This window comes from Bradyrhizobium uaiense (assembly GCF_010811875.1).
In the GTDB taxonomy this organism is placed as follows: Bacteria; Pseudomonadota; Alphaproteobacteria; order Rhizobiales; family Xanthobacteraceae; genus Bradyrhizobium; species Bradyrhizobium uaiense.
Genome location: NZ_VKHP01000142.1, coordinates 1 through 24,077 on the forward strand (window position 1 = coordinate 1; position 24,077 = coordinate 24,077).

Below are 24,077 nucleotides of genomic sequence, written 5' to 3' on the forward strand. Positions count from 1 at the left end.
GAGGTCGGATCGCATGCAGCGCAGCGTAATGCGATCCGGGTGAGGGGGGTCTCCGCAAGCACAACTATCACCGTATGTGCGGAGACAGCCCGTCACCCCACCCTCTCCCCGTAAGAACGGGGCGAGGTAAGGGGGAGCCCGTTGCTACGGTCAAGTTGAACCCGGTTAGCCCGCCTTCGCGCTTGCCGGAAACTCCAGCATCGCTTCACCGGCCGCGACCGTCTCGCCGCGCTGGTTCTGCACGGCGACGTCGACCAGCACCCAGCGCGAGTTGGCGGTGGTCTGCTTGGCCTTGACGGTGCCGGCGGGGCGGATGGTGTCGCCGGGCTTCACCGGCTTCAGCCAGCGCGTCTCCAATCTCCGATGGATCGCGCCCGCAGGAAGAGCCCAGTCGGTCAGCATGCGCGAGATCAGGCCGAAATTGTTCATGCCGTGCATGATGATGCCGCCGAAATTGGTCTTGCCGAAATCGCCCTTCATGTAGTTGTCGTCGAGATGCAGCGGGTTGTAGTCGAGCGAGGCATCGCAGAACAGGCGGATCGATTCGCGGGAGACGGCGAATGCGGGGCCGTCGATGCTGTCGCCGGCCTTGAGAGCATCGAAATTCGCTGTGGTCATCGTGATCCTCCTTACATCGGACGGATGGTCTGGCCGCGACCCGAGCAGATCACGTCGCCATGCTGGTTGAAGAAGACGTTGTCGTGCACCACGAACAGCCGTTCGCGCTTGATGAACTTGTCGAGCGCGCGGGCCTGCAAGGTGATGGTGTCGCCGGGACGGGCAGGGATGTTGTAGCTCCAGGACTGCCCGGCATTGACGGTGCCCGGCGAGCGCATCCAGTCGTCGGCCGGCGTGCAGGCGAACATCAAGAGGATATGGATCGCGGGCGGCGCGATCAGCCCGCCATAGGGGCCGGCCTTCGCGGCCGCTTCGTCCAGATAGAGCGGATTGGTCTCGCCGACCGCGCGGCAGTACAACGCGATCGCTTCCTGCGTGAGCTTGTACGGCAGCGTCTTGCGCGGCTCGCCGGGGACGATGTCGTCCCACACCTTGCGCAGCTTCGCGTCTTTCCAGAAATCGGTTTCGAACGGTGTGGTCGCAGAACTTTCCGCTTGCGCCATCGTGCATCCTCCTGCTATGGGTTCGCCAGGCGAACATTTCATTCGCTGTATGAATTGACGCTAGCGCGGTCGGGAGCCCCTGACAAGCGGGCAGTGCCGCGCCATATGCAGGCAGCCATGCGGCTTGCGATGTCGTGAGCAGAACCAGCGTCCCCCGCAAACCGGCGCCATGAGCAAAACGCGATGAGCAAAGAGAGTGACGGCTTCGTGCGCGCGATCGCGCGCGGCTTCTCGATCATCGAGGCGCTGGGCAAGCCGCCGGGACGGCACACGCTGGCGGAGGCGGCCGACACCGCGGGCCTCAACCGCGCCACCGCGCGCCGCATCCTCGCGACCCTGGTGGCGCTGAAATACTGCGCCTCCGACGGACGCTATTTCAGCCTGCGGCCGCGCGCACTCGGGCTCGGCCTGTCCTATCTCAACGCGCTGCCCTACTGGGCGCATGCGCAACGCGCGCTGGAAAACCTGCGCAACGAGATCGGCGAGTCCTGCGCGATGGCGGTGCTCGACGAGGACGAGATTGTCTATGCGCTCCGTCTGCCGGCGCGGCGGATCCTCTCGGCCAATCTCGGTGTCGGCAGCCGGCTGCCCGCGCATCTGGTATCGCTCGGCCGCGTCATGCTCGCAGCGCTGCCGCCTGGCACCCGTGAAACATATCTCGCGACCGGCGGCTTCAAGCAGGTCACGCCGCGCACGGTCACCGATCCGGAGCGCCTCGGCGAATTGCTGGTGCGGGTCGAGAGCGACGGTTACGCCTGGGTCGATGGCGAGCTCGACCCGGCGATCTGCGGCATTGCGGTGCCGTTGCGCGATCCGGCCGGCGCGGTGGTCGCAGCGCTCAGCGTCAACACCATCTCCGGCACGGTCAGCGAGGCCGGCGCGCGCAAGAAGTTTCTGCTGCCGTTGCGCCGCACCGCACAGGAGATCCGCAGTCAGATGCTGACGACGGGCTAGCCCCGAGATTCGCCATCGTCCGGACGCGCTCTGGATAGGTCATTGTTTCACATCGCCTTGCCTGCTTAGATCATGCAGCCCAGCCTTGCCTGGCGATGTAAGGTTGCCCGGGATGCAGTATGAATTTCACTTGGAGCGATGCCATGACCAAGGTTGTTCTGACGCTGCTTGCGTCCGCCGCACTCTGCGCCTCACTGCCGCACCACGCGCATGCTGAACTTGATGTCGTCGCGCTGAAGGGGACAATCGAGAGGTCCGTCGCGACCGACTATCCGAAACTCGACGCGCTCTACAAGGATCTTCACGCCCACCCCGAGATCGCGTTTCAGGAAGAGAAGACCGCGGCCAAGCTGGCGGCCGAAATGCGGGCGCTGGGCTTCGAGGTGACGGAGCACGTCGGCAAGACCGGGCTGGTCGCGGTCTACAGGAATGGCGAGGGTCCTGTCGTCATGGTGCGCACCGAGCTCGATGCGCTGCCGATGGAGGAAAAGACCGGCCTTCCCTATGCCAGCCGCGATAAGACGACCTGGCAGGGACGCGAGACCTTCGTGGCCCATAGTTGCGGTCACGACATTCACATGGCGAGCTGGGTCGGGACGGCGAAGACGCTGATCGGCCTGAAGGAGCAGTGGCACGGCACGCTGATGTTCATTGCCCAGCCGGCCGAAGAAATCGTGGCGGGTGCCAGGGCGATGCTGGCGGATGGTCTGTTCACGCGGTTTCCAAAGCCGGGTTTCGGCTTCGCCTTGCACGATGGCCCGTTCGCCTATGGAACGGTGCGCTACCGCGTCGGCATCGGTTCATCCAGCGCCGATGGCCTCTATATCAAATTCCGTGGCCGCGGCGGGCATGGCGCGGTGCCGCAGGCGACCATCGACCCCGTGATGATGGCCGCGCGCTTTGTCGTCGATGTCCAGAGCGTGATCAGCCGCGAAAAGGACCCGACCGAATTCGGCGTCGTCAGCATCGGCGCAATTCACGGCGGCACCGCTGAAAACATCATTCCTGACGATGTGGTGCTGTACGGCACCATCCGGGCTTTCAAGCCCGAGGTGCGTGCCAAGATGCTTGCGGGCATCGAGCGGACGGCAAAGGCGGTCGCCGCGATGTCGAATGCGCCGGAGCCCGAGATAAACCTCACTGAGGGGACCAAGGCCGTGATCAATGATCCCAGCGTGGTCGGCACGGCGGAAAAGGTGCTGAAGGCGGCGTTCGGCGACAAGTTCGCGCCTTCACCGCCGGGCGCGCCGAGCGAGGACTATTCGGAGTTTATCAACGCCGGGGTGCCCTCGATGTTTTTCAATATCGGTGTCTACGAGCCGGAGCGTGTCACTGCGGCCCGCGAAGGCAACGGCCCACCATTGCCGACCAACCACTCGCCCTTGTTCGCGCCGGTGCCGGAGCCGACCATCAAGACCGGTGTCGAAGCCATGACGCTTGCCGTGCTGAGCGTGTTCGACCAGCAGGCACGGGGACAATAGCCATTCTGCGGCGGGCGCGCGCAAGAAATGCCTGCTGCCGTTGCGCCGCACGCTCTGGGCGTGCCAAAACTTGCAATAGAACGCCCAACTTGCTGGAGGATTCCCGTGGCAGACCCGGTCCGAGCCCCTTTCTACCACGACGGAATGCGCGAGTTGCAGGATCGCTTCGACGGTCGTCGTGTCGCCGACGGCCTCGAGCAGCATCGCCTCCACTTCGAATTCTGGGAACAGGACCGCAAGCTCATCGAGGAGACACGATTCTTTTTCATAGCGACGAGCTATCAGGACAACGTCGACTGTTCGATGCGTTCCGGCGATCCGGGCTTCGTGAAGATCACCGGGCCCGATACGCTTGAATTCCCCGAGTACGACGGCAACAACATGTACCGCACACTCGGCAATATTCATCGCAACCCGAACGTCGGGCTGCTGTTCGTGCGCCTCGACGGCAGGACGTTTCGTACCCGCGTCCGCGGCAAGGCAACGATCCACGACGATCCGGAAACGCTCGCCGGACATCACGGCGCGAAGGTTGTCGTGCGCGTGAAATGCGAAATCTTTCCAAACTGCCCGCGCTATGTTCCGGACCTGATGGGCGCTTCAGCGGATGTGCCTGCGAACCAGTTCGTTCCCCGGCCCGGGTACGAGCCGCCCGCACCGGAATGGAAAAGCCGGGATTACCTCAAGGATGTGCTTTCGAAATACGATCCGCATCGGAAGCACGAATAGCGATCAGGGCAGCGGCGCCATGTAGGGAATGCTGGCGACCAGCGCGAACACCTGCACTGCATTGCACGCCATGCCGCCCCAATGCAGCCGGCGCAGCCGCCGCACTGCGGTGGGATCGCCTGAGTCTCTCGCGTCAGCCTCGGCATCGAGGCGGCGCAGAAACCAACGCCGCGCCAGCACGGCGAAGCCCGCGATCAATGCGATGGCGAGCGCGACCGCCGGCCGGCCCGCCGCGGCAAAGGCGAGTGTCCCGATCACGCCGGAGACGGTCAGCACCAGGAAGTAGGCATTGAACATGCCGCGCAGCAGGCGGGTGACAGGCGGGACGTCGAGCTTCACGAGCAGGAACGCCGGCGCTGCCAGCAGGAAGTATCCCATCGGCACCAGCAGGATGATGGTGGAAAACAAGACCGCTTGATCCGGCGTCATGCAGCCGCTCCCTGTTGGAAGGCGAGAGGATTTCGGTGCTGATAACCTGGGGTAGTATCCGTGCGGGATATTTGCGACACTATTAGGCTTTGGTCGGATGCGATCGTATCCGGTCTGACATCAGGGTCCTCGAAGTCACGCGGTCTCCCGTCCGAGGAACATTCCTGCCATCCCAATCGGAAGCAGGCCCCAACCAAAAGGCATGCCACATCTGTTTGGGTGGACCGGCTCTTGCATGCTAGACAGGACCTACGTCCAACCTCCGAGGCCAGAATTCTCATGCCCATCGTCAACCGCGTCGCCGATCTGCAACCCGATATCCAGGCCTGGCGCCGCAACATCCACGAAAACCCCGAGCTGCTCTACGATGTGCACCGCACTGCATCATTCGTGGCCGACCGGTTGCGGGAGTTCGGCTGCGACGAGGTCGCGACCGGGCTCGGCAAGACCGGCGTGGTCGGGGTTATCAAGGGCAAGAAGGGGCCGGCCAAGGGCGACGTCAAGGTGATCGGCCTGCGCGCAGACATGGATGCGCTGCCGATTCACGAACAGACCAATTTGCCTTACGCCTCGAAGACGCCGGGCATGATGCACGCCTGCGGCCATGACGGCCACACCGCGATGCTGCTCGGCGCAGCGCGCTATCTCGCCGAGACGCGCAATTTCGCCGGCGACGCGGTCGTGATCTTCCAGCCGGCCGAGGAGGGGGGCGCCGGTGCGGCCGCCATGATCAAGGACGGCCTGATGGATCGCTTCGGGATCGAGCAGGTCTACGGCATGCACAACGGCCCGGGGATTCCGATCGGCTCGTTCGCGATCCGCACCGGCCCGATCATGGCTGCGACCGACGCGATCGACATCAAGATCGAAGGGCTCGGCGGCCATGCCGCGCGGCCGCACAAATGCATCGATTCCGTGCTGGTCGGCGCGCAGATCATCACCGCGTTGCAGCAGATCGTCGCGCGTACCGTCGATCCGCTCGACTCCGCCGTGATCTCGATGTGCGAATTCCACGCCGGCAATGCCCGCAACGTGATCCCGCAGACCGCGGAGCTGCGAGGCACCGTGCGCACGCTGACCCGGGAAGTGCGCGACCTCATCGAGAAGCGCGTGCGCGAGGTGGTCGATGGAGTGGCCAAGATGACCGGCGCGAAGATCGATCTCACCTATGAGCGCGGCTATCCCGTCACCGTCAACCATGAGGCGCAGACCGAATTCGCGGGCCGCATCGCGCGCGAGGTCGCCGGCGCATCCAACGTGCATGAAATGCCGCCGCTGATGGGGGCCGAGGATTTCTCCTACATGCTGGAAGCACGGCCCGGCGCCTTCATCTTCTGCGGCAATGGCGACAGCGCCGGCCTGCATCACCCCGCCTACAATTTCAACGACGAGGCGATCGTCTACGGCACGTCGTATTTCGTGAAGATCGTGGAGAATGCGCTGGCGGCGTGAGGCTCACCGAGCGGTCATTGCGAGCCAACGGGTCGGCGCGCAGCGCCGCCCGATGACAGGCTCCGCGAAGCAATCCATCTATCCGCTTGCGCGGCACAATGGATTGCTTCGTCGCTTCGCTCCTCGCAATGACGAGTGGTGGGAAGCGCCCTTCATTAAGCATCCCATCGCACCGGCAGCGATACCGGACCGCGGAACACCCAGCCGCGAACGACGGGCGGCGTCTCCTCGTGGAGGCGCAGATTGCGCAAGCGGTCGAACAGCATCGGCACCACGATCTTGCCGACGGTGAGCCGCGACACCCAGGTGCCGGCGCAGAAATGCGGTCCGGCGCCGAAAGCCAGATGCGATTGTTTGGGCCGCGTCACGTCGAAGCGATCGGGCGCAGCGAAGCGGTTGCCGTCACGGTTCGCAGCGCCCACGCACAAGCCGATCTGAAGGCCCTCGGGCAGCACGGTGCCGGAGAGTTCGACGTCGCGGGTCACCCGGCGCGGATACATGCCGATCGGCGAGATCCAGCGCACCGCTTCCTCGAGCGCGGCGGGCCATAGCTCCGGCCTGGCCAGCACGTCGGCCTTCTGTGCGGGGTTCTCCAAAAGGCCGAGCACCAGCGTCAGGATCGCGTCGCGCGGCTCGTTCAGTCCGCCGCCGATGATCACCTTGATGTTGGCGCGGATGCCGTCGATCGGCATCGGCGGATCGGCATTGACCATCGAGGACAGGATCGAGGGATTGGGGTGGCTGCGGTGATCCTCGAGCACGGCGTCGATCGCGGCATCGACGTCGGCGCTCGCCTGCATCGCCTTGCGCTCGATCTCGGCATCGGCGGCATAGTTGCCGGCGCCGTCGATCAAGGCTTGCGACCATTCGGCCAGGGTCTGCCACGGCATCTCACGAAAGCCGATCATTGCCATCAGGCTGAGCGAGGCCATCGGCGCGGCGAGTGTGGAGAACAGGTCGGCGCTGTCAGCCACCGACAGATTATCGATCAGTTGTTCCGCGATCGCGGTGAATTGCGGCGCCCAATGCTCCTTGATCGTGGCCGGACGGAACGAGGGCTCGATCGCCTTGCGGCCGATCGCGTGCTCGGCGCCGTCCTTGCGCATGAAGGTCGGCCCCATCACCTTGTTGACCAGCGAGGCGGGGTTATCGGCCGAGTAGGTCGCGGGATCGCGCTCGATCCGCGTGATGTCGTCGAAGCGCGTCACCAGCGTCAGCTTCGCGGGTTCGACATAGACCGCCGGCGCCAGCTCGCGCAGGCGGCGGAAGATCGGATAGGGGTCGTCGAGCAAATCCTGATACGCGATGTCAGTGACGACAGGCACGGTGCTGGCCATTGGTCCTCCCGGAGCGGTTTTTTGTGAAGGCTAGCGCCGGGGATGCAATCGCTCAATTCGATGGGATCGATCTAGGCCATCGAAATAGTCGATGATCTTGTGCTAGGCTGGGGTGCCGGCAAAGCGGGAGGTGCAGCGTGGCGGCCAATTCCTCGATCGATCCGATCGACATCGGGACCTTGCGGACGCTCGTGCTGGTCTACGATCTGCGCTCGTTCTCGGCGACGGCGAAGCGGCTCGACGTCAATCAGTCGACCATCAGCTATGCGGTCGAGCGGCTGCGCGGCGCGCTGCATGACCCGCTGTTCGTCCGCAACGGCAATGGCGTGGCGGCCACCGAGCGTTGCGCGGCGCTGGTCGGCTGGGCGCGGGACATGATCGGCGAGATCGACGGGCTCGCCTCGCCGGTCGCATTCGACCCGGTGACGGCGCAGGGCAGCGTGACGATCTCCTGCAATTATCACGAACGCCAGACCCTGATCCCGCAATTCAGTGCGCGGCTGCGTGCCGGCGCACCGCAGGTTCGCCTCGTTTTGCTGGATGCCGCGGGCCATGGCGACGTCCACCTCAAGCAGAACCAGTGCGACATCGTCCTTGGCCCGGTCGGGGTCGTCGGCGAAAGTTTCTTCAGGCGCCACATCCTGACCGATCACTATGTCTGCGTGATGGATCCGGCCAATCCGCTGGCGCGCGGCCGGATCGCGCTGTCGGCCTATGCCAGGGCCGAGCATGTCTTCATCACCCATAGCGGCGAGTGGCAGCCGCTTTATCTCGCTGCGCTCAAGGCAAGGAAGATCGAGATCGCGCCGGTGGTCAGCCTTCCGAACCACGACAGTCTGGAGCGCATCATTGCCGGCACAAGGCTCGTCGCGACCATCCCGCATCATTTGGCGCGGGCCATGCGTGGCGGCCTGCACGTCGCCGCGCTGCCGTTCCGGGTGCCGATCTCGATCGACATGTACTGGAGCGCCAGGACGGCGAAATCAGGCCTGCACAAATGGGCACGCGGCCTGCTGGCCGAGGTCGCCAAGGCTTGCGACAAGGGTCACGCTGCCTGAGTGCACGGCCTCGCGCCGAATGACGACGAGTGTGATTGCTTTCGGGGACGGCGTGACTTTCACGCATCTCATCGTGTCGGCAGCGTCACCGGGGCCGGGGCCACGCAGCCCCGGACTCGTTGAGCGCCGCATCCATGGCGGCATCGACGTCGGCGATTACCCGTTGACGTATGTTATCGTTGCCAATCGAGCCAGGTTCTAGATTACCGACACGGGCAGATCGGCGAGTCGGTGATTGAGAACGCAACGGCGCGCTCCCGCCAACTCAGCCCCAACGCGGTTGGAGCACATGAAGAAGAGGCGTAATCGGTTTAAGCAAACCACGTCGTTACAGAAGCGATTGGGGCATTTCGCGAGGCAGGCGAAGGAAAAGGCAAGGCGCACGCCGCCGGGCAAGGAGCGGGAGTTTCTGCTGCAGCGGGTCCGTAGCGCCGACAATGCCGCGCGCATTGATGCGTGGCTGTCGTCTCCTCCAGGCGGGATCGACTTAGGAACGGCGCCTTTTGTGCACTGTTGGGTCGATAGGGCCGGGCAACATGGAGAATCCCTGTGGCAAACGAGGAACGAGGCGGACAGCAAGACTTCGCCAACGATCCGCAGCGTGCCTTGGAAGCAGGGTGCAAGGAAGCCGGCCGCAAGGGCGGGCAGAGCTAAGCAGGTGTCCACAACCAGTTGATGCGCACCCCGGCTGGCCTCGGCGTAGCCCAGCGGAGCCGGCTTTGGCGCACCAGCGATTCAGTCACCTTCGAGCAGGGCGTCCGGGAGTGTCGCCGGCCTTTTCGCTGTGCAGCCAAATTCGGAACAGTGGGCGCTGGTCTCTGAGCACTTCAAGTGTCCAATCCTCGCCCGCTTGCAAGCTCTCTTGGGCGTCTTGCAACAGCGAACGCGCCTCTTGCCAAGCGACGGCATCGTTGGACAACTCGACGCCATCCGCGGTGAAGAACGGGTCGGTGCCGGAAATCCTGAAGTAATAGGTCGGCATCCTCGCCAAAGCTACACCGACCTCATCGTTCCTAAGCACTTTCGAGCGGTAGAAGGTTCAGTTCATTGAATCCGCCGATCTCCACGATCTTTTCGATGTCACGCAAAGTGACGACGCTGTCGTGAATATCGAGGATGCCTTGCGCTCGAAAGGACTGGAGGACCCGGTTGACATGCACCGTGCTCAATCCAAGCGCTTCCGCAAGTTTTGCCTGAGTGACGGGAAACCGGAACTGGTCCTCAGCGACCATGTCGATCGCGGCCAAGCGCTGACGCAACTCCGCCACCAAATAGGCCATGCGCGCTGCAGCGGGACGGTCCCAAGGCTGACGATCCATTCCCGGAACAGCACCGCGTCGATCAAAGTCTCGCGCCACAAGGCTTCCGCAACGGCAGGGCGCAGACTGATGACCTGCCTTAACGCCCGGTGGTCGATGAAGCCGACCCGCGCCTGCGTCAACGTGGTGAGGTCGTGATCCATTCGCTTGAGAAACATCCCGTGGAGGTCCGGCATGTCGCCTGCGATGTGAAACGACAGGATCTGCCGCTTGCCGCCGTCCGACACTTTGGCACGGTAGGAGAAGCCGCTTAACATGACGCAGCAGTGGCGGCTGATCTCGCCCTCTTGCATGATGGATGTTCCGGCGCCGAGATCGCGCACGCTTGATACGATCGAACGCAGCGCGGCGGTATCCTCTTCGGTGAGGCCGGTATGAAGCCTCACTTTGCGGATCATCATGTCAATCGGCATGTGCTGCAGCCCCTCCGGCGCGTCGAATTTGGACCATTCCGAGCAAACCGCCGGTGCTATGAGCCGACGACACCCTACTCTGCGACAGCGGGGAGGGGATTTACATAAGTTAAGATTGGCAGGATGAGGCAGCTCAAGGCGAAGGCCGCAGGCGTCTCCTAGTTTTTACCGCTGCGGTTGGTGAAGCGGGCGTTGCCGAGGCCTGTTCCGATGGTCAGGATGCCCCAACGTTTGACGTCTTGCATCCGGGGGATTTCGGAGAGCCCCTGCACGACGCCGTCATTGTGCATGACGACCGTCGTATAGTGCTTGCCGATGCGCGGGATGGCCTCCACCAGGCTCGTCGGCAGGTTGAATCCGTCGGCCTCCCAATTGCCCGGAAGGTTTTGCGCGCCCCTTTCGATCGATCCATCGCTTTCGATCAGCCCCGGACAGGCGATCCCGACGAAGGGGGCGAGCTTAAGTTTCTTTTTCTCGGCGGCAGAGATCAGGTGTCGGAGCAATTTCACGAGCCGTTTGACGGCACCTTTCCGGGTTGAGGCGTCGTCGGCGTAACGCCACAGCTCGAATTTCCGCACCCGCGCCTTGGAAAGGTCCGGCGACTTCTCGCTGCGGGTTTCGACAACGCCGCAGCGGATATTGGTGCCGCCGATATCGACGGCGAGAATTGAATCGAATCCCTGAAAGATCCAGGAGGGCGCAAGATGCAGCGCGCCCAGCAGGCCGGCATCGTCGGGACGATGGCGAATGGGGCACATCTCGACCTTGAAATCGTCGCGCAAGAGGATCTCGGCGCGCGCGATGCTGAGTTCGCCGAGGCGGCTTTCGCGGAAGCCGCCGCCTACGACGATCCGTTCCGTCTTGTCCCAAGCCTTGGATTTGAGGAAGCGCCGCGTCACATGGGCAAGCTGCTGCGAGAACGCCTCGATGGCACTTTGAACGACGGCTGACGCTTCGGTGTCGTCGCCGGTAAGGATCGCATCGAGGGCCTTCTTGCTGACGTTCTTGGAAGGCTCGTTGCCAAACGGGTCCTGGCCCGACTTGCGCATGGGTCTGCGCCATCGTCCGAGGATATCGCAGAATGCCTCCTTGTTCGCCCGATCCCCGATGAACCCGTGGTTGTCCTTCAGCTCGATATCGTAGCTGTCTATCTCGACCGTAGGCAGGCGCAGGGCGCCATGAGCAGCAATGCCAGTAGTTGCGATCGTTCCGTCTGCCATCCAGGCCTTTCGGCGCTTTCTATCGGAGACCTCAATAACATCTGTCGGACCTGGACGTTCCTAGGTAGTCCGTTGGCCGCCAACCGGTGCGCTGCCGGGCCTGCGCAACAGGAACAGGAGCCGGGCGTGGGCGTTCCAAGGCTGTCAAAAGAAACCAAAGCCATCAATAGACGAGAGGCCGACAATGGGTATCTTCACCAAGGACATTAAATCGATGGAAGACCTGCTGGTGCATGGTCTGCAAGACATCTACTACGCCGAACAGCAGATCATCAAATCGCTGCCGAAGATGATCGACAAGGCGACCAATCGCGACTTGGTCATGGGACTCAAGAACCATTTGGAGGAAACCAACAGGCAGGTCGAGCGCCTTCAGAAGGTATTTGAAAAGCTCGGCCAGCAGCCCAGCGGCACGAAGTGTCCGGCAATCGACGGCATCATCCAGGAGGCGGATGAGACCGCTGGAGAAATCGAGGACAAGGCCGTTCTTGATGCCGGCATCGTCGCAAATGCGCAGGCCGTCGAGCATTATGAGATGTGCCGGTACGGCACGTTGATTGCTTGGGCCGAGGAGCTTGGCCATGACGATATCGTGCGTTACCTGACGACCAATCTCAACGAGGAAAAGGCCGCGAACACCAAGCTGAATAGCGTCGCTCTGCGCAAGGGCATCAACAGGAAGGCCGCACGCGTCGGCTGAACTTGAGGGGTTCTCAGTTGGAGCGGCTTCGCGTGATGGCGGAGCCGCTGCTGTTGTCGGCGATGCGCTCTCGCTGAACCTGACGCGCGAGGCGCCAGATCAACCAAGTCGCGCAAGAGACGAGCAGCCAGGCCAGCGAGGCGACGGCAAAAGCGGCTGCCACGCTATCGGTCACGAGCCAGGAAAACGAGACGGCAAATCCAAGCATGCCGATCGCCCCGAGCGCGGCCCCCATGGCGTCAAGTGACGCGGCCTCCTGTCCGCGCCGCTCGCCGTGGAGATTTGCCTTTTGCTTGCGGCGGATTTCATGCTTTTCGATCAGCGTCGCGCTCGCGCAGAAGATGGCGGGAAGCGCGAGGAACAGGCCCCCGACCGCCGCACCATAGTAGCTACTGATGAGGCCGGTAAGAACCGTAGCGGCTCCGCCGAGCGCAAATCGAATCAGGTATTCGTACCAGCGGCTCTCATGCAACGAAGCCAATGAGAGGCCGATTGGCAGCTTCATGCCGCTCCTCCGCCAAGGCTGAACAGGCCGAATGCGACTGCCAGCCAGACCACGAAGGACAGCAGTGTGGCAGGCAACGCGCGGACGCGCCCACGCATGAGCAGATGGCAGACGACGATGCTATAAGTTGCGAGTGCAATGCAGCCCGCCACCATCGTGCGGCTTTGCAGTGCAGCGTAGCCAGGGTCGTGTTGACAGATGGCAATGCCCAATGTGGCAAGGGCAACGGATGGCGCAGCGCCGAACAAGCCGGCGAAGCTTTTCGGGCGCAGGATGTCCCCAAGCATGGCGAAGACGGAGACGACAACGCCGCCAATGAAAAACCGCACGATGTACTCGGTCATGGCGCTGGTCCAGCTGCGAGTTGTGGGCCGCCGCTCTTCTCGTGAAGCTGGCCTTTTGTTTGTTGCAGAACGGGAAATCCGTCCAATGCTCCGAATACAAAGTCGTCGATCGTGCGGCTGTTCCAATGTGCCGGCACATGTCGCACTCCTTGCAACGACGGGAGTGTCTCAAAAGAAAAGGCCCGCACGATGATGCGGGCCTTCCGTCCGGCGCGTTGCCGCGCCGAAAGCATGGCGCATCAGAACACGTGGTAGAACACGTAGTACAGGCAGCCCGAGAGGATCATCGCGGCCGGCAGGGTCAGCACCCAGGCCATCGCGATGTTGCGGATCGTCGCCCATTGCAGACCGGAGCCGTTGGCTGCCATGGTGCCGGCAATGCCTGACGACAGCACGTGCGTGGTCGAGACCGGCAGGCCGTAGCCGTCGGCCGCCGCAATCGTCGCAGCCGCCGTGATCTCGGCGCAGGCGCCCTGCGCATAGGTCAGGTGGGTCTTGCCGATCTTCTCGCCGACGGTGACGACGATGCGCTTCCAGCCGACCATGGTGCCGAGGCCGAGCGCGATGGCGACGGCGAACTTCACCCAGCTCGGGATGAACTTCGTCGCGGCATCGAGCGAGCCCTTGTACTCGTTCAGCGTGGCGACGTCGGCCGCGGTCAGCTCGGCTTCCTTGTCCTTCATCAGGAGGCGGATCGCTTCCGAGGCGAGGTACATGTCGTTACGGGTGTTGCCGACCACGTCAGCCGGGAACTTGGCCAGCGAGCCGTACTGGGCGACCTGTTGGCCGATGTCGCGGACCAGCACCGCCAATGACGGGAAGGTGCCCTCGTTGATCTGGTGCTGCGAGACATAGTTGGTCACGGCCGGGCGCGGATTGCCGATCACGTTGTAGCCGGCAGCCTTGCCTTCGATGACCTTGCTGGCCGCGGTCGAATGCGCGGCGAAGTACTCGATCTGGCTCGCGGGCAGCGCGCGGTTCAGCGCATAAGCGGTCGGCACCGTGCCGATCAGGATTAGCATGATCAGGCCCATGCCCTTCTGGCCGTCATTGGAGCCGTGGAAGAAGCTGACCAGCGTGCAGGTCAGGATCAGGATGCCGCGGATCCACCACGGCGGCGGCTGGTCGCCGACCGGCTCGCCGAACAGTGCTGGTGTGGCGCGCGCCAGCACCGCCTTGAGGATGTAGAGCAGGCCGGCGGCGAGCACGAAACCGAACAGCGGCGACAGGAGCAGCGCCTTGGCGATGTTGGCCGCCTGCGACCAGTCAACGCCCGAGGTGCCGTCGCGGCCGCGCAGCAGCGCGTTCATGATGCCGACGCCCATGATCGAGCCGATCAGGGTGTGCGAGCTCGAGGCCGGCAGGCCGAGCCACCAGGTGCCGAGATTCCAGATGATGGCGGCGATCAAGAGCGCGAACACCATCGCAAAGCCGGCGCTGGAGCCGACCTGCAGGATCAGTTCGACCGGAAGCAGCGACACGATGCCGAACGCGACGGCGCCGCTCGAGAGCAGTACGCCGAACAGGTTGAACAGGCCCGACCATACGACGGCGACATGCGCTGGCAGTGAGCGGGTGTAGATCACGGTCGCGACCGCATTGGCGGTGTCGTGGAAGCCGTTGACGAATTCGAAGCCGAGCGCAATCAGCAGCGCAACGAACAGCATGATGTACGGCAGAAACGACGTGACACGCGCACCGGTGGCGTCGACGTCGGCATAGATGCTGTAGGCAACGAACAGCAGCGCGACCGCAACCACGCCCAAATAGATGATTCCCGTCATCGGGTGGAAGCCCTTGTCGAGGTCCGGACCCTTTTTCAAGGCGGGCTCGATCGAGCCGGGTAACGCCATATCGCTCATGGTAAACTCCTGTCCCAATGCCTCCGATTTTGATCGATGCATATGACAAGCAATTGAAATCCGCCCCGTGAAATGAGGCGCTCAGCCATCACGGTGGACATCGGGGCGAATTTTTGTGCAACGCGTTGACGGCTCACGCGCCTTCGCGACCTCGTGGCAATCTTCTGCAACAGGCGATCACCGATCGCGACGGAAACGCGCTGCCTGCGTTTCGCGGGGCGAGAACTTTGTGCAGATGAGATCACACAGGCGACGCGACCGAGCCGACAGAGTCCAGCGATCGGAAAAATCCGGCGGGCGCGGCAAGCGAGAGGAGGCGGCGAGCGAGAGGAGGATGATTGGGGGACAGATGAGGTGGCGCGCCGCACGATTGGGGCTAGCAAACCGCGCAGCGCGCCCGCCTCAGGGTACGCCATGGCGTGAACATGACGCCCGATACCTGCGAAACACGTCACAGTACCACGGATCAATTAAAGGTTGTAGGGATTTATCAGCGTTTAGAACAATTTCACGTTGAAGTGTGGTTCCCTGGTTCCGCCGGTTCGGCGGAACTCAGGCCGCGTGGGCCGAATCGCGCAATTGATCCGCGGCGATTTTCAGGTCGTCGATAAAGCGCTGATATTCCAGCGCCTTGGCTTTCTCATCAGGCAGTCGCAACAGATAGGATGGGTGCACGGTGATGAGCACCTTGGTTCCGTCGTGGTCGATGAGATGGCCGCGGTTCTTGTTAACCGGCGTGATCTTGCCGAGCACGCTCTGTGCGGCGGTGGCGCCGAGCGCCACCACGAGCTGCGGCCTGATGGCGGCGAGCTCGCGCACGTACCACGGACGGCAGGCGCGGATCTCAGCTGTGCCCGGCTTCTGGTGCAGCCGGATCTTGCCTCGCGGCACGAATTTGAAATGCTTCACGGCGTTGGTGATGTAGACCCTGGCGCGATCGATGCCGGCTTCCTCAAGCGCGCGATCGAGCATCTGCCCGGCCGGTCCGACGAAGGGATGGCCTGCGAGATCCTCCTTGTCGCCGGGCTGCTCGCCGACCAGCATCAGCGTTGCGCCTTGCGGTCCTTCGCCGAACACGGTCTGCGTTGCGTCCTTCCACAGCGGGCAGGCGCGGCAATCGGCGGCCTCGGCGCGCAAGGCGGCAATCGCATCGTGCGTGTCGTGAGCTTGTTTGTCTTGAACTTGCTTGCGGGCCATCGGGTGATCCTGCCGCTGCGGCTCGATCGCCTTGCGTGCGATGAAGGCGCCGCTGGTCATGCGCATGGCGTCTTCGATCAACGGCTTAATGATCGAGTCCTCGGGCAGGTTCCTCCAATAGGCCTGCGGCATCTCCATCACTTTCAGTCGTGCGGGATTGGAGAAGCCGTTGTCATGACGCCGCCAGGCCTCCTCGAGTCGATCCTCGCTCGGCACCTCGGATTTGGCGACACCCGGCGTGATCGAGATCGCGTGCCCGTCCCAATGTGCGCAGACGTCGGGAGACAGGATCGACCACGGCATGTCGGCGAAGCGGCCGGCGAAGAAAGGTGCAGCGAGCTCGACGATGCGATGCTCCGGCTCGAACCAGGCGACGTAATGTGCCGTCCGCTCGCGGCCGATCTCGCGGAAGCGGAGATGCGCGTGCATCCTGTCGATGTCGCAATACACCGCGCGCGCCATCGCATGGACCTCGGCGACATCGGGATCATCAGTCGCGCTGAGCAGGTCGTGATGGCTGCGCAGCCGCCACAGCAGGCGATAGAGCAGGGCGAAGCGCGCGTCGCTCCGATGCAGGATCGCGGCCTTTGCGAGCTCGACGAATTTGGCTGACACATTGAACTGCGCCTGCGGTGTGTCCGGCAATTCATTCGCGCAGGATGCGGAGGATAGTTCGTCGTCGCGGCGCACGGTCCACGCGATCTCCGAAGGCTTCACGTCATTCAATGCCAGGCGCCGCGAGGCCTTGCGCCAGCCCTCGAAATCGGTGTCGTTGTCGAGCACGATGATACGCATGCGATTGCTCCGTTTCCGTCACGCCGCCATTTTCGCGGCCTTCCGCGCATGATATTGCGGAAGATCAGCGCCCGCCTGGTTCGGCTGTGGCTTAATCCCATTGATTCCACTCAGGAATCACTGAGCCCACCAATCCGATTGACTCCGTGGGCCCTGTTAGCTTTATATTAGAACATATCATGAACAAATGGGCCAGTCCCTGGTTCTCTGTTCAGATCAGTGACGGCCTCAAATTTTGGTTGGGAAGGAGCGGCGCAATGAACGGCGCACGCATGGGTACGCTTGCGTCTCTGCGCGGCAGCATCGCGCGCATCGAGGCGCCTTCGGATGCGACGATGCCGAACCGCATCGCGCTCGGCCATGCCGGCGCGGACGCGATGCTGCGCGGCGGGCTTGCGCCGGCTGCGCTGCACGAGGTGTTTGCGGCCGGCCATCAGAGCGGCGCGGCGACCGGCTTCATCGCGGGTCTCGCCGGACGGATATCGGCGCGCAAGCCGCTGGTCTGGGTGCGGCAGGATTTTTCCGATCGCGAGAACGGCGCGCTGTCGATGAGCGGGCTTGCCGAGCTCGGCCTCGATCCGCGCCTCTTGGTCACGGTGCGTGCCGCCGATGTCGACAGCGGCCTGCGCACCGCGGCCGATGCGCTGGCCTGCGATGCGCTCGGCGCGGTCGTGCTCGAGATCTGGGGCCAGGCGCGCCAGCTCGATCTCGTCGCCAGCCGCAAATTGACCCTGGCCGCGCAAGCCTCCGGCGTCACCGCGCTGGTGCTGCGGATCGCGGCGACGGCGATCCCTTCGACCGCGGAGACGCGCTGGATCGTGCGCGCGGCGCATTCGCCGCCCGGCCATGCCGCAAGCGTCTGGGGCGCGCCGCGCTTCGAGGCCGAACTCGTGCGCAATCGTCATGGCCCGGTCGGGCGATGGATCATGGAATGGAAATGTGATGAGTGCCAATTCAGTGAACCGTCGGCGCATCCTCAGCCTGTGGCTGCCGCGCCTGCCAATCGACCGCATCAAGCGCAAGCTCGCGCAGGACATCGCCTCGCAAGCTGAGCTTGTTGCAAGCAAGCTAAGTGGACCTTCATGTGAGGCGAGCGCATTGGCAGGGCTCTCTCCCCCCTTGCGGGGGAGAGTTGGAGAGAGGGGTACCACGGACGCCGGCGTATGCGGCTTACCCCTCTCCCTAACCCTCCCCCGCAAGGGGGGAGAGAACCCGTCTGCCGATGCGTCCCTTACGAAATGCAACGTTCTCCCCAGTGTCGTCGTCGCAAAAGACCACAACGCCATCCTGCTTCATTCCATCGACGAGGCCGCGGTGCGGGCCGGGCTGTCGATCGGGCTGCCGCTGGCCAATGCGCGGGCGATCTGTCCGGAGCTCACGGTCTATGACGCCGACCCCGCCGCCGATCTGAAGACGCTGAACGACATCGCCGACTGGTGTGACCGCTTCACGCCGCTGGTCGCGCTCGATCCGCCCTATGGATTGTTCCTCGACATCACCGGTTGCGCGCATCTGTTCGGCGGCGAGCGCGCGCTGTTGCAGATCGTGACCCATGCGCTGAGCCGGCGCGGCTTTGCCGTCAGTGCGGCCATTGCCGGCACCTCGATCGCGGCACGCACGCTGACGCGCTACACGTCCGGGCAGATCGTCGCCGATGGCGCGGAAGCGACGGCGGTCGGCCCGCTGCCGGTGTCGGCACTCGGCGCCGATGCTGCTGTGACCATCGGCCTGCGCCGCGCCGGCCTGAAGACCATCGGCGATGTCGCCGCGCGCGCGCCGCATGAGATCTCGGCGCGGTTCGGTGCTGATTTCACCACCTTGCTCGGTCATGCGCTCGGGCGAGGCGATGCCCCGATCAGCCCGCGCAAGCCGCTGCCCGATTACATCGTCGAGAAGCGTTTCCCGGAACCCATCGCGACCGACACCGTGATCGCACTGACGCTCTCAAGCCTCGCCAAAATGCTGGTTGCGGCGATGGACAGACAGGGCAAGGGCGCCCGGCAACTGGAGGCGAGCTTCTTCCGCACTGACGGAGCGGTGCGCGCGATCATGGTCGAGACCGGCCGGCCGGTGACGCGGCCCGAGATGATCGACCGCCTGTTCCGCGAGCGGCTCGATGCGCTCAACGATCCCCTTGATCCCGGCTTCGGCTTCGATCTCATTCGCCTCGCCGCCGGGCGTACCGAGATCGTGGTGCGGCAGCAGCGCGACCTCGATACGACCGTGCATGACAATGACGAGATCTCGGCACTGATCGACCGCATCGCCGCCCGCATCGGCGGCGAACGTGTCGTCGTGCATCTGCCGCTCGAGAGCCACATCCCCGAGCGCGCAACGCTGGCGTTGCCGGCGCAGCATCATCTGGCCGCCGCGAGCGCCGCGGCCTGGCCGGAGCGCGTCACGGGCGAGCCGCCGCTGCGGCCGCTCAGGCTGTTCGAGCGGCCCGAGCCGATCAAGGTGCCGTTCGCGAGCGTGCCGGACGGTCCGCCGCATCAATTCACCTGGCGGCGCGCCTTGCACGCGGTGGTGCGGGTCGAGGGCCCCGAGCGCATCGCGATGGAATGGTGGAAGCAGGACGGCGCGGCGCTGACGCGCGATTACTTCCGCGTCGAGGACGCCGAAGGCCAGCGCTTCTGGATATTTCGCGATGGTCTCTATGAGAGCAAGTTGCGGGACGAAGAGGGCAGGCCGGTCCCGGCCAATTGGTATGTGCACGGGTTGTTCGCATGAAGCAGAGCGTTTTCAAGCGAAGTGGAGGCCGGTTCGCGTGAAGAAAACGCGTCAAAACGAGAATCTGATGCCCGACTATGCCGAGATCGGCATCACCAGCAATTTCTCCTTCCTGCGCGGCGGCTCCGATCCGCGCGCCTATGTGCATCAGGCGGGCGAACTCGGGATCTCCGTGATCGGGATCGCCGATCACAACACGCTGGCCGGCGTGGTGCGGGCCTGGAAGGAGCTCGACAGCGAGAAGGTTCTTCATCCGCCAAAACTCCTGATCGGCGCCCGCATCGTCTTCATCGACGGCACGCCGGACATCCTGGTCTATCCGCGCGACCGTGCCGCCTATGGCCGGCTCTGCCAGCTGCTCACCCGCGGCAAGCGCGGTGGCAGCAGAGCGTTTTCCAGCGAAGTGGACACCGGTTCGCGTGAAGAAAACGCGTCGAAACAAGAATTCGAGCGTATCGAGAAGGGCGACTGCCGGCTCACTTTGTCCGATCTGGTCGATTTCGCCGAAGGTCAGCTGCTGGTGCTGGCATTGCCGCATCGGTACGAGACCGATGACGCGCTCGACGTGCTCGCGCAGCTGAAGACGAGCGCCGCCGATGGCGTCTGGCTCGCGGCAAGCCTGCTCTATCGCGGCGACGACAAGCGCCGTCTCGCGCGGCTGCATGGTCTCGCCACCGAGGCCGGCGTGCCGCTGCTTGCCACCAACGAGGTGCTCTATCACCATCCCGCGCGCCGCCCGTTGCAGGACGTGCTGACCTGCATCCGCGAAAAGACCACGATCGAGGCTGTCGGCCGCAAGCTCGAGGCCAATGCCGAGCGGCATCTCAAGCCGGCGCATGAAATGGTCAGGCTGTTCCGCGACCTGCCGGATGCGATCTCGGAAACCATGCGCTTTGCGAAACGCATCTCGTTCTCGCTCGACCAGCTCAAATACCAGTATCCCGACGAGCCGGTGCCGCCGGGCAAGACCGCGCAGCAGCATCTGGAGGACCTGACCTGGGCCGGCGTCGACAAATATTTCGACGGCAAGATCGACGACAAGCTCCGCGCCACCCTGAACAAGGAGCTCGCGCTGATCGCCGAGCTGAAATACGCGCATTATTTCCTCACCGTGCACGACATCGTGCACTATGCGCGCAGCCAGAACATCCTGTGCCAGGGGCGCGGCTCGGCGGCGAATTCGGCGGTCTGCTATGTGCTCGGCGTCACCTCGGTCGACCCGACCAAGGTCGATCTGTTGTTCGAGCGCTTCATCTCCAAGGAGCGGTTGGAGCCGCCCGACATCGACGTCGATTTCGAGCATTCGCGGCGCGAGGAGGTGATGCAATATGTCTATCGCCGTTACGGCCGCCATCGCGCCGCGATCATCGCCACCATTATCCATTATCGTCCGCGCAGCGCGATCCGCGACGTGGGCAAGGCGCTCGGGCTGACCGAGGACGTCACCGCGGCGCTCGCCGATACCGTGTGGGGCAGCTGGGGCAAGGGCCTCAACGACATGCAGGTGCGGCAGGCCGGGCTCGACCCGAAAAACGCGGTGATCAACCTCGCGGTCGAGCTCGCCACCGAGCTGATCGAGTTTCCGCGCCATCTCTCGCAGCATGTCGGCGGCTATGTGCTGACCCAGGACCGGCTCGACACCTATGTGCCGATCGGCAACGCCGCGATGGACGACCGCACCTTCATCGAGTGGGACAAGGACGACGTCGACGCGCTGCATATGATGAAGGTCGACGTGCTGGCGCTGGGCATGCTGACCTGCATCCGTAAATGTTTTGATCTCATCGATGACCATAAGGGCAAGCGCTGGGAGCTCGCCTCCGTCCCGCAGGACGAAGAAGAAGTCTACGACATGCTGTGCCGCGGGGAGTCGCTCGGCGTGTTCCAGGTCGAGAGCCGGGCGCAGATGAACATGCTGCCGCGCTTGAGGCCGCGGACGTTCTATGACCTCGTCATCGAGGTCGCGATCGTGCGTCCCGGGCCGATCCAGGGCGACATGGTGCATCCGTATTTGCGGCGGCGGAACGGCCAGGAAAAGGTCAGCTATCCGTCGCCGGCGCCCGACAAGGGCGACAAGGACGAGCTCTACAATGTCCTGCACAAGACGCTCGGCGTGCCGCTGTTCCAGGAGCAGGCGATGCGGATCGCGATCGAGGCGGCCCATTTCACGTCGGAAGAAGCCAACGGCCTGCGCCGCTCGATGGCGACCTTCCGCAACGTCGGTACCATCGGCACCTATGAGGAGAAGCTGGTCGGCAACATGGTGGCGCGCGGCTACGATCCGGACTTCGCGCGCAGCTGCTTCGACCAGATCAAGGGCTTTGGCTCCTACGGCTTTCCGGAAAGCCATGCCGCGAGTTTCGCCCAGCTCGTCTACATCTCCTCGTGGCTGAAGCACCATCATCCCGATGCGTTCTGCTGCGGCCTGCTCAACTCGCAGCCGATGGGCTTTTACGCCCCGGCGCAGATCGTCGGCGACGCCCGCCACAACGGCGTCACGGTGCGCGAGGTCGATGTCTCCTTCAGCTTTGCGCAGAACACGCTGGAGGAGAAAGTCGGCGATCACTGCGCAGTGCGGCTCGGCTTCCGCCAGATCGACGGCTTTCACTGGCTGGATGAGGATGAGGAGCGGCTGAAGGCTCAGCAGCAGACGCTGCGTAGTGCAGGTGAGTCAGGGAGGCACGAACGGATGGGCTCTCTCCCCCCTTGCGTGGGAGAGTTGGAGAGAGGGGTAAGCCACGACCACCGCCCGTGCGGCTTACCCCTCTCCCTAACTCTCCCCCGCAAGGGGGGAGGGAACCCGCCTACCTCCCGTATGGCCTTGGGCGGAGATGAGAAAGACTGGGCCGACCGCATCGTCGCCGCGCGCGACCGCCGGCCGTTCACCTCGCTGGAAGATTTCGCGCGCGACACCGGCCTGCCCAAGCGCGCGCTGATCCTGCTTGCCGATGCCGATGCATTCCGCTCGCTCGGGCTCGACCGCCGCGAGGCGCTGTGGGCGGTGCGGCGGCTGCCGGACGACGTGCCGCTGCCGTTGTTCGAGGCCGCCACCGCGCGCGAGCAGCCGGATGAGGGTACAAAACCGCTGCCGGAGATGCCGCGGCCCGAGCAGGTGGTCGCCGACTATCAGACCATCCGCCTGTCGCTGAAGGGCCATCCGATGGAGTTCTTGCGCGAGATGTTCACCAGGGAGCGCGTCGTCGCCTGCCACAGCATCAACCGCAGCAACGATCGCCGTCGCGTCGCTTGCGCCGGTGTGGTGCTGGTGCGGCAGCGGCCGGGCAGCGCCAAGGGCGTCGTGTTCATGACGCTGGAGGACGAGACCGGCATCGCCAACATCGTGGTATGGCCGAAGGTGATGGCGCAGTACCGCAAGGAGGTGATGGGTGCGCGCCTGATCCTGGTCGAGGGCTATATCCAGAGCAGCCCCGAAGGCGTGACGCATCTGGTGGCACAGCGCATGACCGATCGCTCCCACGATCTGATCGGCCTCGCCAACGAATCCCCTGGCCGTAAGCTTCCGGTGCCGGCAGGCCCGGCGCTGATCGAGCCGCTCAACGACATCAGCCGCGATCACGGCGACAACCCGCCGCAAAAGATCCGCCACCCCCGCAACGTCCGCATCCTGCCGCCGTCACGGGATTTTCATTGACGGGACGTAGGTCCTGATTTGACGCAGATCAAACGCCTCGCGGAGCTCCTATAGGACAAGGAAAAAAGGGAGGGTGTGATGTCCGCAACCGAAATCGCAAAGCGTCATTTCTCTGCAGCACTTGTAGATGCAACCTCCGTCGGACTGGATCACGACGCCCTCTGCCGTTCGCTGCTCGGCCTCGTCGTCTCGAAATACCTTGAAAACAGGAGCGTCTCCGACGTCCAGTCGGAGCTTCGATTCATCGCCGACAATTGCGACCCCGATACGGACTTCGCCTTCATGCGCCCCTGACGCACTGAGCGGATCGTAGCATTCACCATAGCGATAGTGGGCACCGCAATCGCCGGCTGGCAACCTTGTGCGCCACGGATCAGCTGCTATCGTCCCGCCGCCGAGGCACTCGACGACATTCGTATTTTCAGAATTTAACTTGACGCCGCACCCAACTCAGATGTTCAATGCTCCCGTCTCACCCGGCACGAGGGGCGCTTCGCGGTCGTCACGAACGTGGGTCGAGATGCGGTGGACGCCGATTGCGCAACTGACGAGTGCACATGAAGCGGACGGCGAAGTCGTGTGGTCCTGACGCCCTAGTGGCAGGTGTCCTCGCGCAAGATGCGAAAGCGTGTTGCGAAGGCGGTGACAAACGAGCCCAGTCTCGCCGGGGAGAGCACGTATAAGCCGTAAGCCATCGCGCAGGGAAAGCCGGGTTGTTTCGGTTACACCTGTGGTCCTACCCCCGTGCTTTCTACCTTTTGCACGGGGCCCATGGGTGC

Annotated in this window: 22 protein-coding genes; 10 read left to right on the forward strand and 12 right to left on the reverse strand. The window is 63.8% G+C overall.

From position 1 onward, the window contains the following. Positions 1–165 precede the first annotated feature (165 nt). A complete protein-coding gene (locus tag FNJ47_RS28470) occupies positions 166–618 on the reverse strand; it encodes a MaoC family dehydratase (RefSeq protein WP_163159148.1) in 453 nt (150 codons plus the stop codon). Positions 619–629: 11 nt separating this feature from the next. Further along, positions 630–1,121: a MaoC family dehydratase gene (locus tag FNJ47_RS28475; protein WP_163159150.1), complete on the reverse strand. Its 492-nt coding sequence runs from the start codon at positions 1,119–1,121 to the stop codon at positions 630–632. Between the two features lie 183 nt (positions 1,122–1,304). Here FNJ47_RS28475 and FNJ47_RS28480 point away from each other — a divergent pair, with 183 nt between their 5' ends. The 3 genes from FNJ47_RS28480 to FNJ47_RS28490 all read left to right on the forward strand — a co-directional run bounded on the left by FNJ47_RS28480 (position 1,305) and on the right by FNJ47_RS28490 (position 4,285). Next, on the forward strand, positions 1,305–2,075 hold the full coding sequence (locus tag FNJ47_RS28480) for an IclR family transcriptional regulator domain-containing protein (protein ID WP_163159152.1): 771 nt from the start codon (positions 1,305–1,307) through the stop codon (positions 2,073–2,075). Between the two features lie 143 nt (positions 2,076–2,218). Next, on the forward strand, positions 2,219–3,556 hold the full coding sequence (locus FNJ47_RS28485) for an amidohydrolase (protein ID WP_163159154.1): 1,338 nt from the start codon (positions 2,219–2,221) through the stop codon (positions 3,554–3,556). 105 nt (positions 3,557–3,661) lie between these two features. After that, complete coding sequence (locus FNJ47_RS28490; protein WP_163159156.1) at positions 3,662–4,285, forward strand: pyridoxamine 5'-phosphate oxidase family protein; 624 nt, start codon at positions 3,662–3,664, stop codon at positions 4,283–4,285. 3 nt (positions 4,286–4,288) lie between these two features. Here the strand turns inward: FNJ47_RS28490 and FNJ47_RS28495 are convergent, their stop codons facing one another. Beyond that, a complete protein-coding gene (locus FNJ47_RS28495) occupies positions 4,289–4,714 on the reverse strand; it encodes a hypothetical protein (protein ID WP_163159158.1) in 426 nt (141 codons plus the stop codon). A 279-nt stretch (positions 4,715–4,993) separates the two neighbouring features. Here FNJ47_RS28495 and FNJ47_RS28500 point away from each other — a divergent pair, with 279 nt between their 5' ends. Next, positions 4,994–6,166: a M20 aminoacylase family protein gene (locus FNJ47_RS28500; protein ID WP_163159160.1), complete on the forward strand. Its 1,173-nt coding sequence runs from the start codon at positions 4,994–4,996 to the stop codon at positions 6,164–6,166. Positions 6,167–6,321: 155 nt separating this feature from the next. Here the strand turns inward: FNJ47_RS28500 and FNJ47_RS28505 are convergent, their stop codons facing one another. Further along, on the reverse strand, positions 6,322–7,503 hold the full coding sequence (locus FNJ47_RS28505) for a cytochrome P450 (protein WP_163159162.1): 1,182 nt from the start codon (positions 7,501–7,503) through the stop codon (positions 6,322–6,324). A 137-nt stretch (positions 7,504–7,640) separates the two neighbouring features. Here FNJ47_RS28505 and FNJ47_RS28510 point away from each other — a divergent pair, with 137 nt between their 5' ends. Next, positions 7,641–8,561 carry a LysR substrate-binding domain-containing protein gene (locus FNJ47_RS28510; protein WP_163159164.1) on the forward strand — a complete coding sequence of 307 codons (921 nt, stop codon included), beginning with the start codon at positions 7,641–7,643 and terminating at the stop codon, positions 8,559–8,561. A 739-nt stretch (positions 8,562–9,300) separates the two neighbouring features. Here the strand turns inward: FNJ47_RS28510 and FNJ47_RS28515 are convergent. The 4 genes from FNJ47_RS28515 to FNJ47_RS28525 form a co-directional block, all read right to left on the reverse strand. Then, positions 9,301–9,543 carry a DUF6894 family protein gene (locus FNJ47_RS28515; RefSeq protein WP_163159166.1) on the reverse strand — a complete coding sequence of 81 codons (243 nt, stop codon included), beginning with the start codon at positions 9,541–9,543 and terminating at the stop codon, positions 9,301–9,303. A 31-nt stretch (positions 9,544–9,574) separates the two neighbouring features. Then, positions 9,575–9,841 (reverse strand): helix-turn-helix domain-containing protein, encoded by a 267-nt coding sequence (locus tag FNJ47_RS51595; protein WP_347341729.1) that lies wholly within the window; start codon positions 9,839–9,841, stop codon positions 9,575–9,577. Beyond that, positions 9,727–10,293, reverse strand: a complete 567-nt coding sequence (locus FNJ47_RS28520; RefSeq protein WP_236000141.1) for a Crp/Fnr family transcriptional regulator — start codon at positions 10,291–10,293, stop codon at positions 9,727–9,729. The genes FNJ47_RS51595 and FNJ47_RS28520 overlap by 115 nt, the downstream gene beginning before the upstream one ends. 158 nt (positions 10,294–10,451) lie before the next feature. Beyond that, complete coding sequence (locus tag FNJ47_RS28525) at positions 10,452–11,513, reverse strand: ROK family protein (protein ID WP_163159168.1); 1,062 nt, start codon at positions 11,511–11,513, stop codon at positions 10,452–10,454. Between the two features lie 184 nt (positions 11,514–11,697). Between FNJ47_RS28525 and FNJ47_RS28530 the strand changes: the two genes are divergently transcribed. Then, positions 11,698–12,213 carry a YciE/YciF ferroxidase family protein gene (locus FNJ47_RS28530; protein ID WP_163159170.1) on the forward strand — a complete coding sequence of 172 codons (516 nt, stop codon included), beginning with the start codon at positions 11,698–11,700 and terminating at the stop codon, positions 12,211–12,213. Positions 12,214–12,226: 13 nt separating this feature from the next. Here the strand turns inward: FNJ47_RS28530 and FNJ47_RS28535 are convergent, their stop codons facing one another. From FNJ47_RS28535 to FNJ47_RS28550, 4 genes are all read right to left on the reverse strand, one after another. Beyond that, the gene (locus tag FNJ47_RS28535; protein ID WP_175068432.1) at positions 12,227–12,718 is read right to left on the reverse strand and encodes a DUF3147 family protein; all 492 of its coding nucleotides are present in this window, start codon (positions 12,716–12,718) and stop codon (positions 12,227–12,229) included. Beyond that, entirely contained in the window at positions 12,715–13,062 is a 348-nt protein-coding gene (locus FNJ47_RS28540; RefSeq protein ID WP_163159172.1) for a DUF3147 family protein, read from the reverse strand. The genes FNJ47_RS28535 and FNJ47_RS28540 overlap by 4 nt, the downstream gene beginning before the upstream one ends. Positions 13,063–13,301: 239 nt before the next feature. After that, positions 13,302–14,924 (reverse strand): inorganic phosphate transporter, encoded by a 1,623-nt coding sequence (locus FNJ47_RS28545; protein WP_163159174.1) that lies wholly within the window; start codon positions 14,922–14,924, stop codon positions 13,302–13,304. 552 nt (positions 14,925–15,476) lie between these two features. Continuing rightward, on the reverse strand, positions 15,477–16,916 hold the full coding sequence (locus FNJ47_RS28550) for a UdgX family uracil-DNA binding protein (RefSeq protein ID WP_163159176.1): 1,440 nt from the start codon (positions 16,914–16,916) through the stop codon (positions 15,477–15,479). 257 nt (positions 16,917–17,173) lie between these two features. Between FNJ47_RS28550 and FNJ47_RS28555 the strand changes: the two genes are divergently transcribed. The 4 genes from FNJ47_RS28555 to FNJ47_RS28570 all read left to right on the forward strand — a co-directional run bounded on the left by FNJ47_RS28555 (position 17,174) and on the right by FNJ47_RS28570 (position 23,592). Then, a complete protein-coding gene (locus FNJ47_RS28555; protein WP_163159178.1) occupies positions 17,174–17,968 on the forward strand; it encodes an ImuA family protein in 795 nt (264 codons plus the stop codon). Next, positions 17,859–19,646 (forward strand): Y-family DNA polymerase, encoded by a 1,788-nt coding sequence (locus FNJ47_RS28560; RefSeq protein ID WP_430649420.1) that lies wholly within the window; start codon positions 17,859–17,861, stop codon positions 19,644–19,646. The genes FNJ47_RS28555 and FNJ47_RS28560 overlap by 110 nt, the downstream gene beginning before the upstream one ends. A gap of 67 nt (positions 19,647–19,713) precedes the next feature. Beyond that, positions 19,714–23,298 carry an error-prone DNA polymerase gene (locus FNJ47_RS28565; protein ID WP_163159184.1) on the forward strand — a complete coding sequence of 1,195 codons (3,585 nt, stop codon included), beginning with the start codon at positions 19,714–19,716 and terminating at the stop codon, positions 23,296–23,298. Between the two features lie 78 nt (positions 23,299–23,376). Further along, positions 23,377–23,592: a hypothetical protein gene (locus FNJ47_RS28570; RefSeq protein ID WP_163159180.1), complete on the forward strand. Its 216-nt coding sequence runs from the start codon at positions 23,377–23,379 to the stop codon at positions 23,590–23,592. Positions 23,593–24,077: the final 485 nt, after the last annotated feature.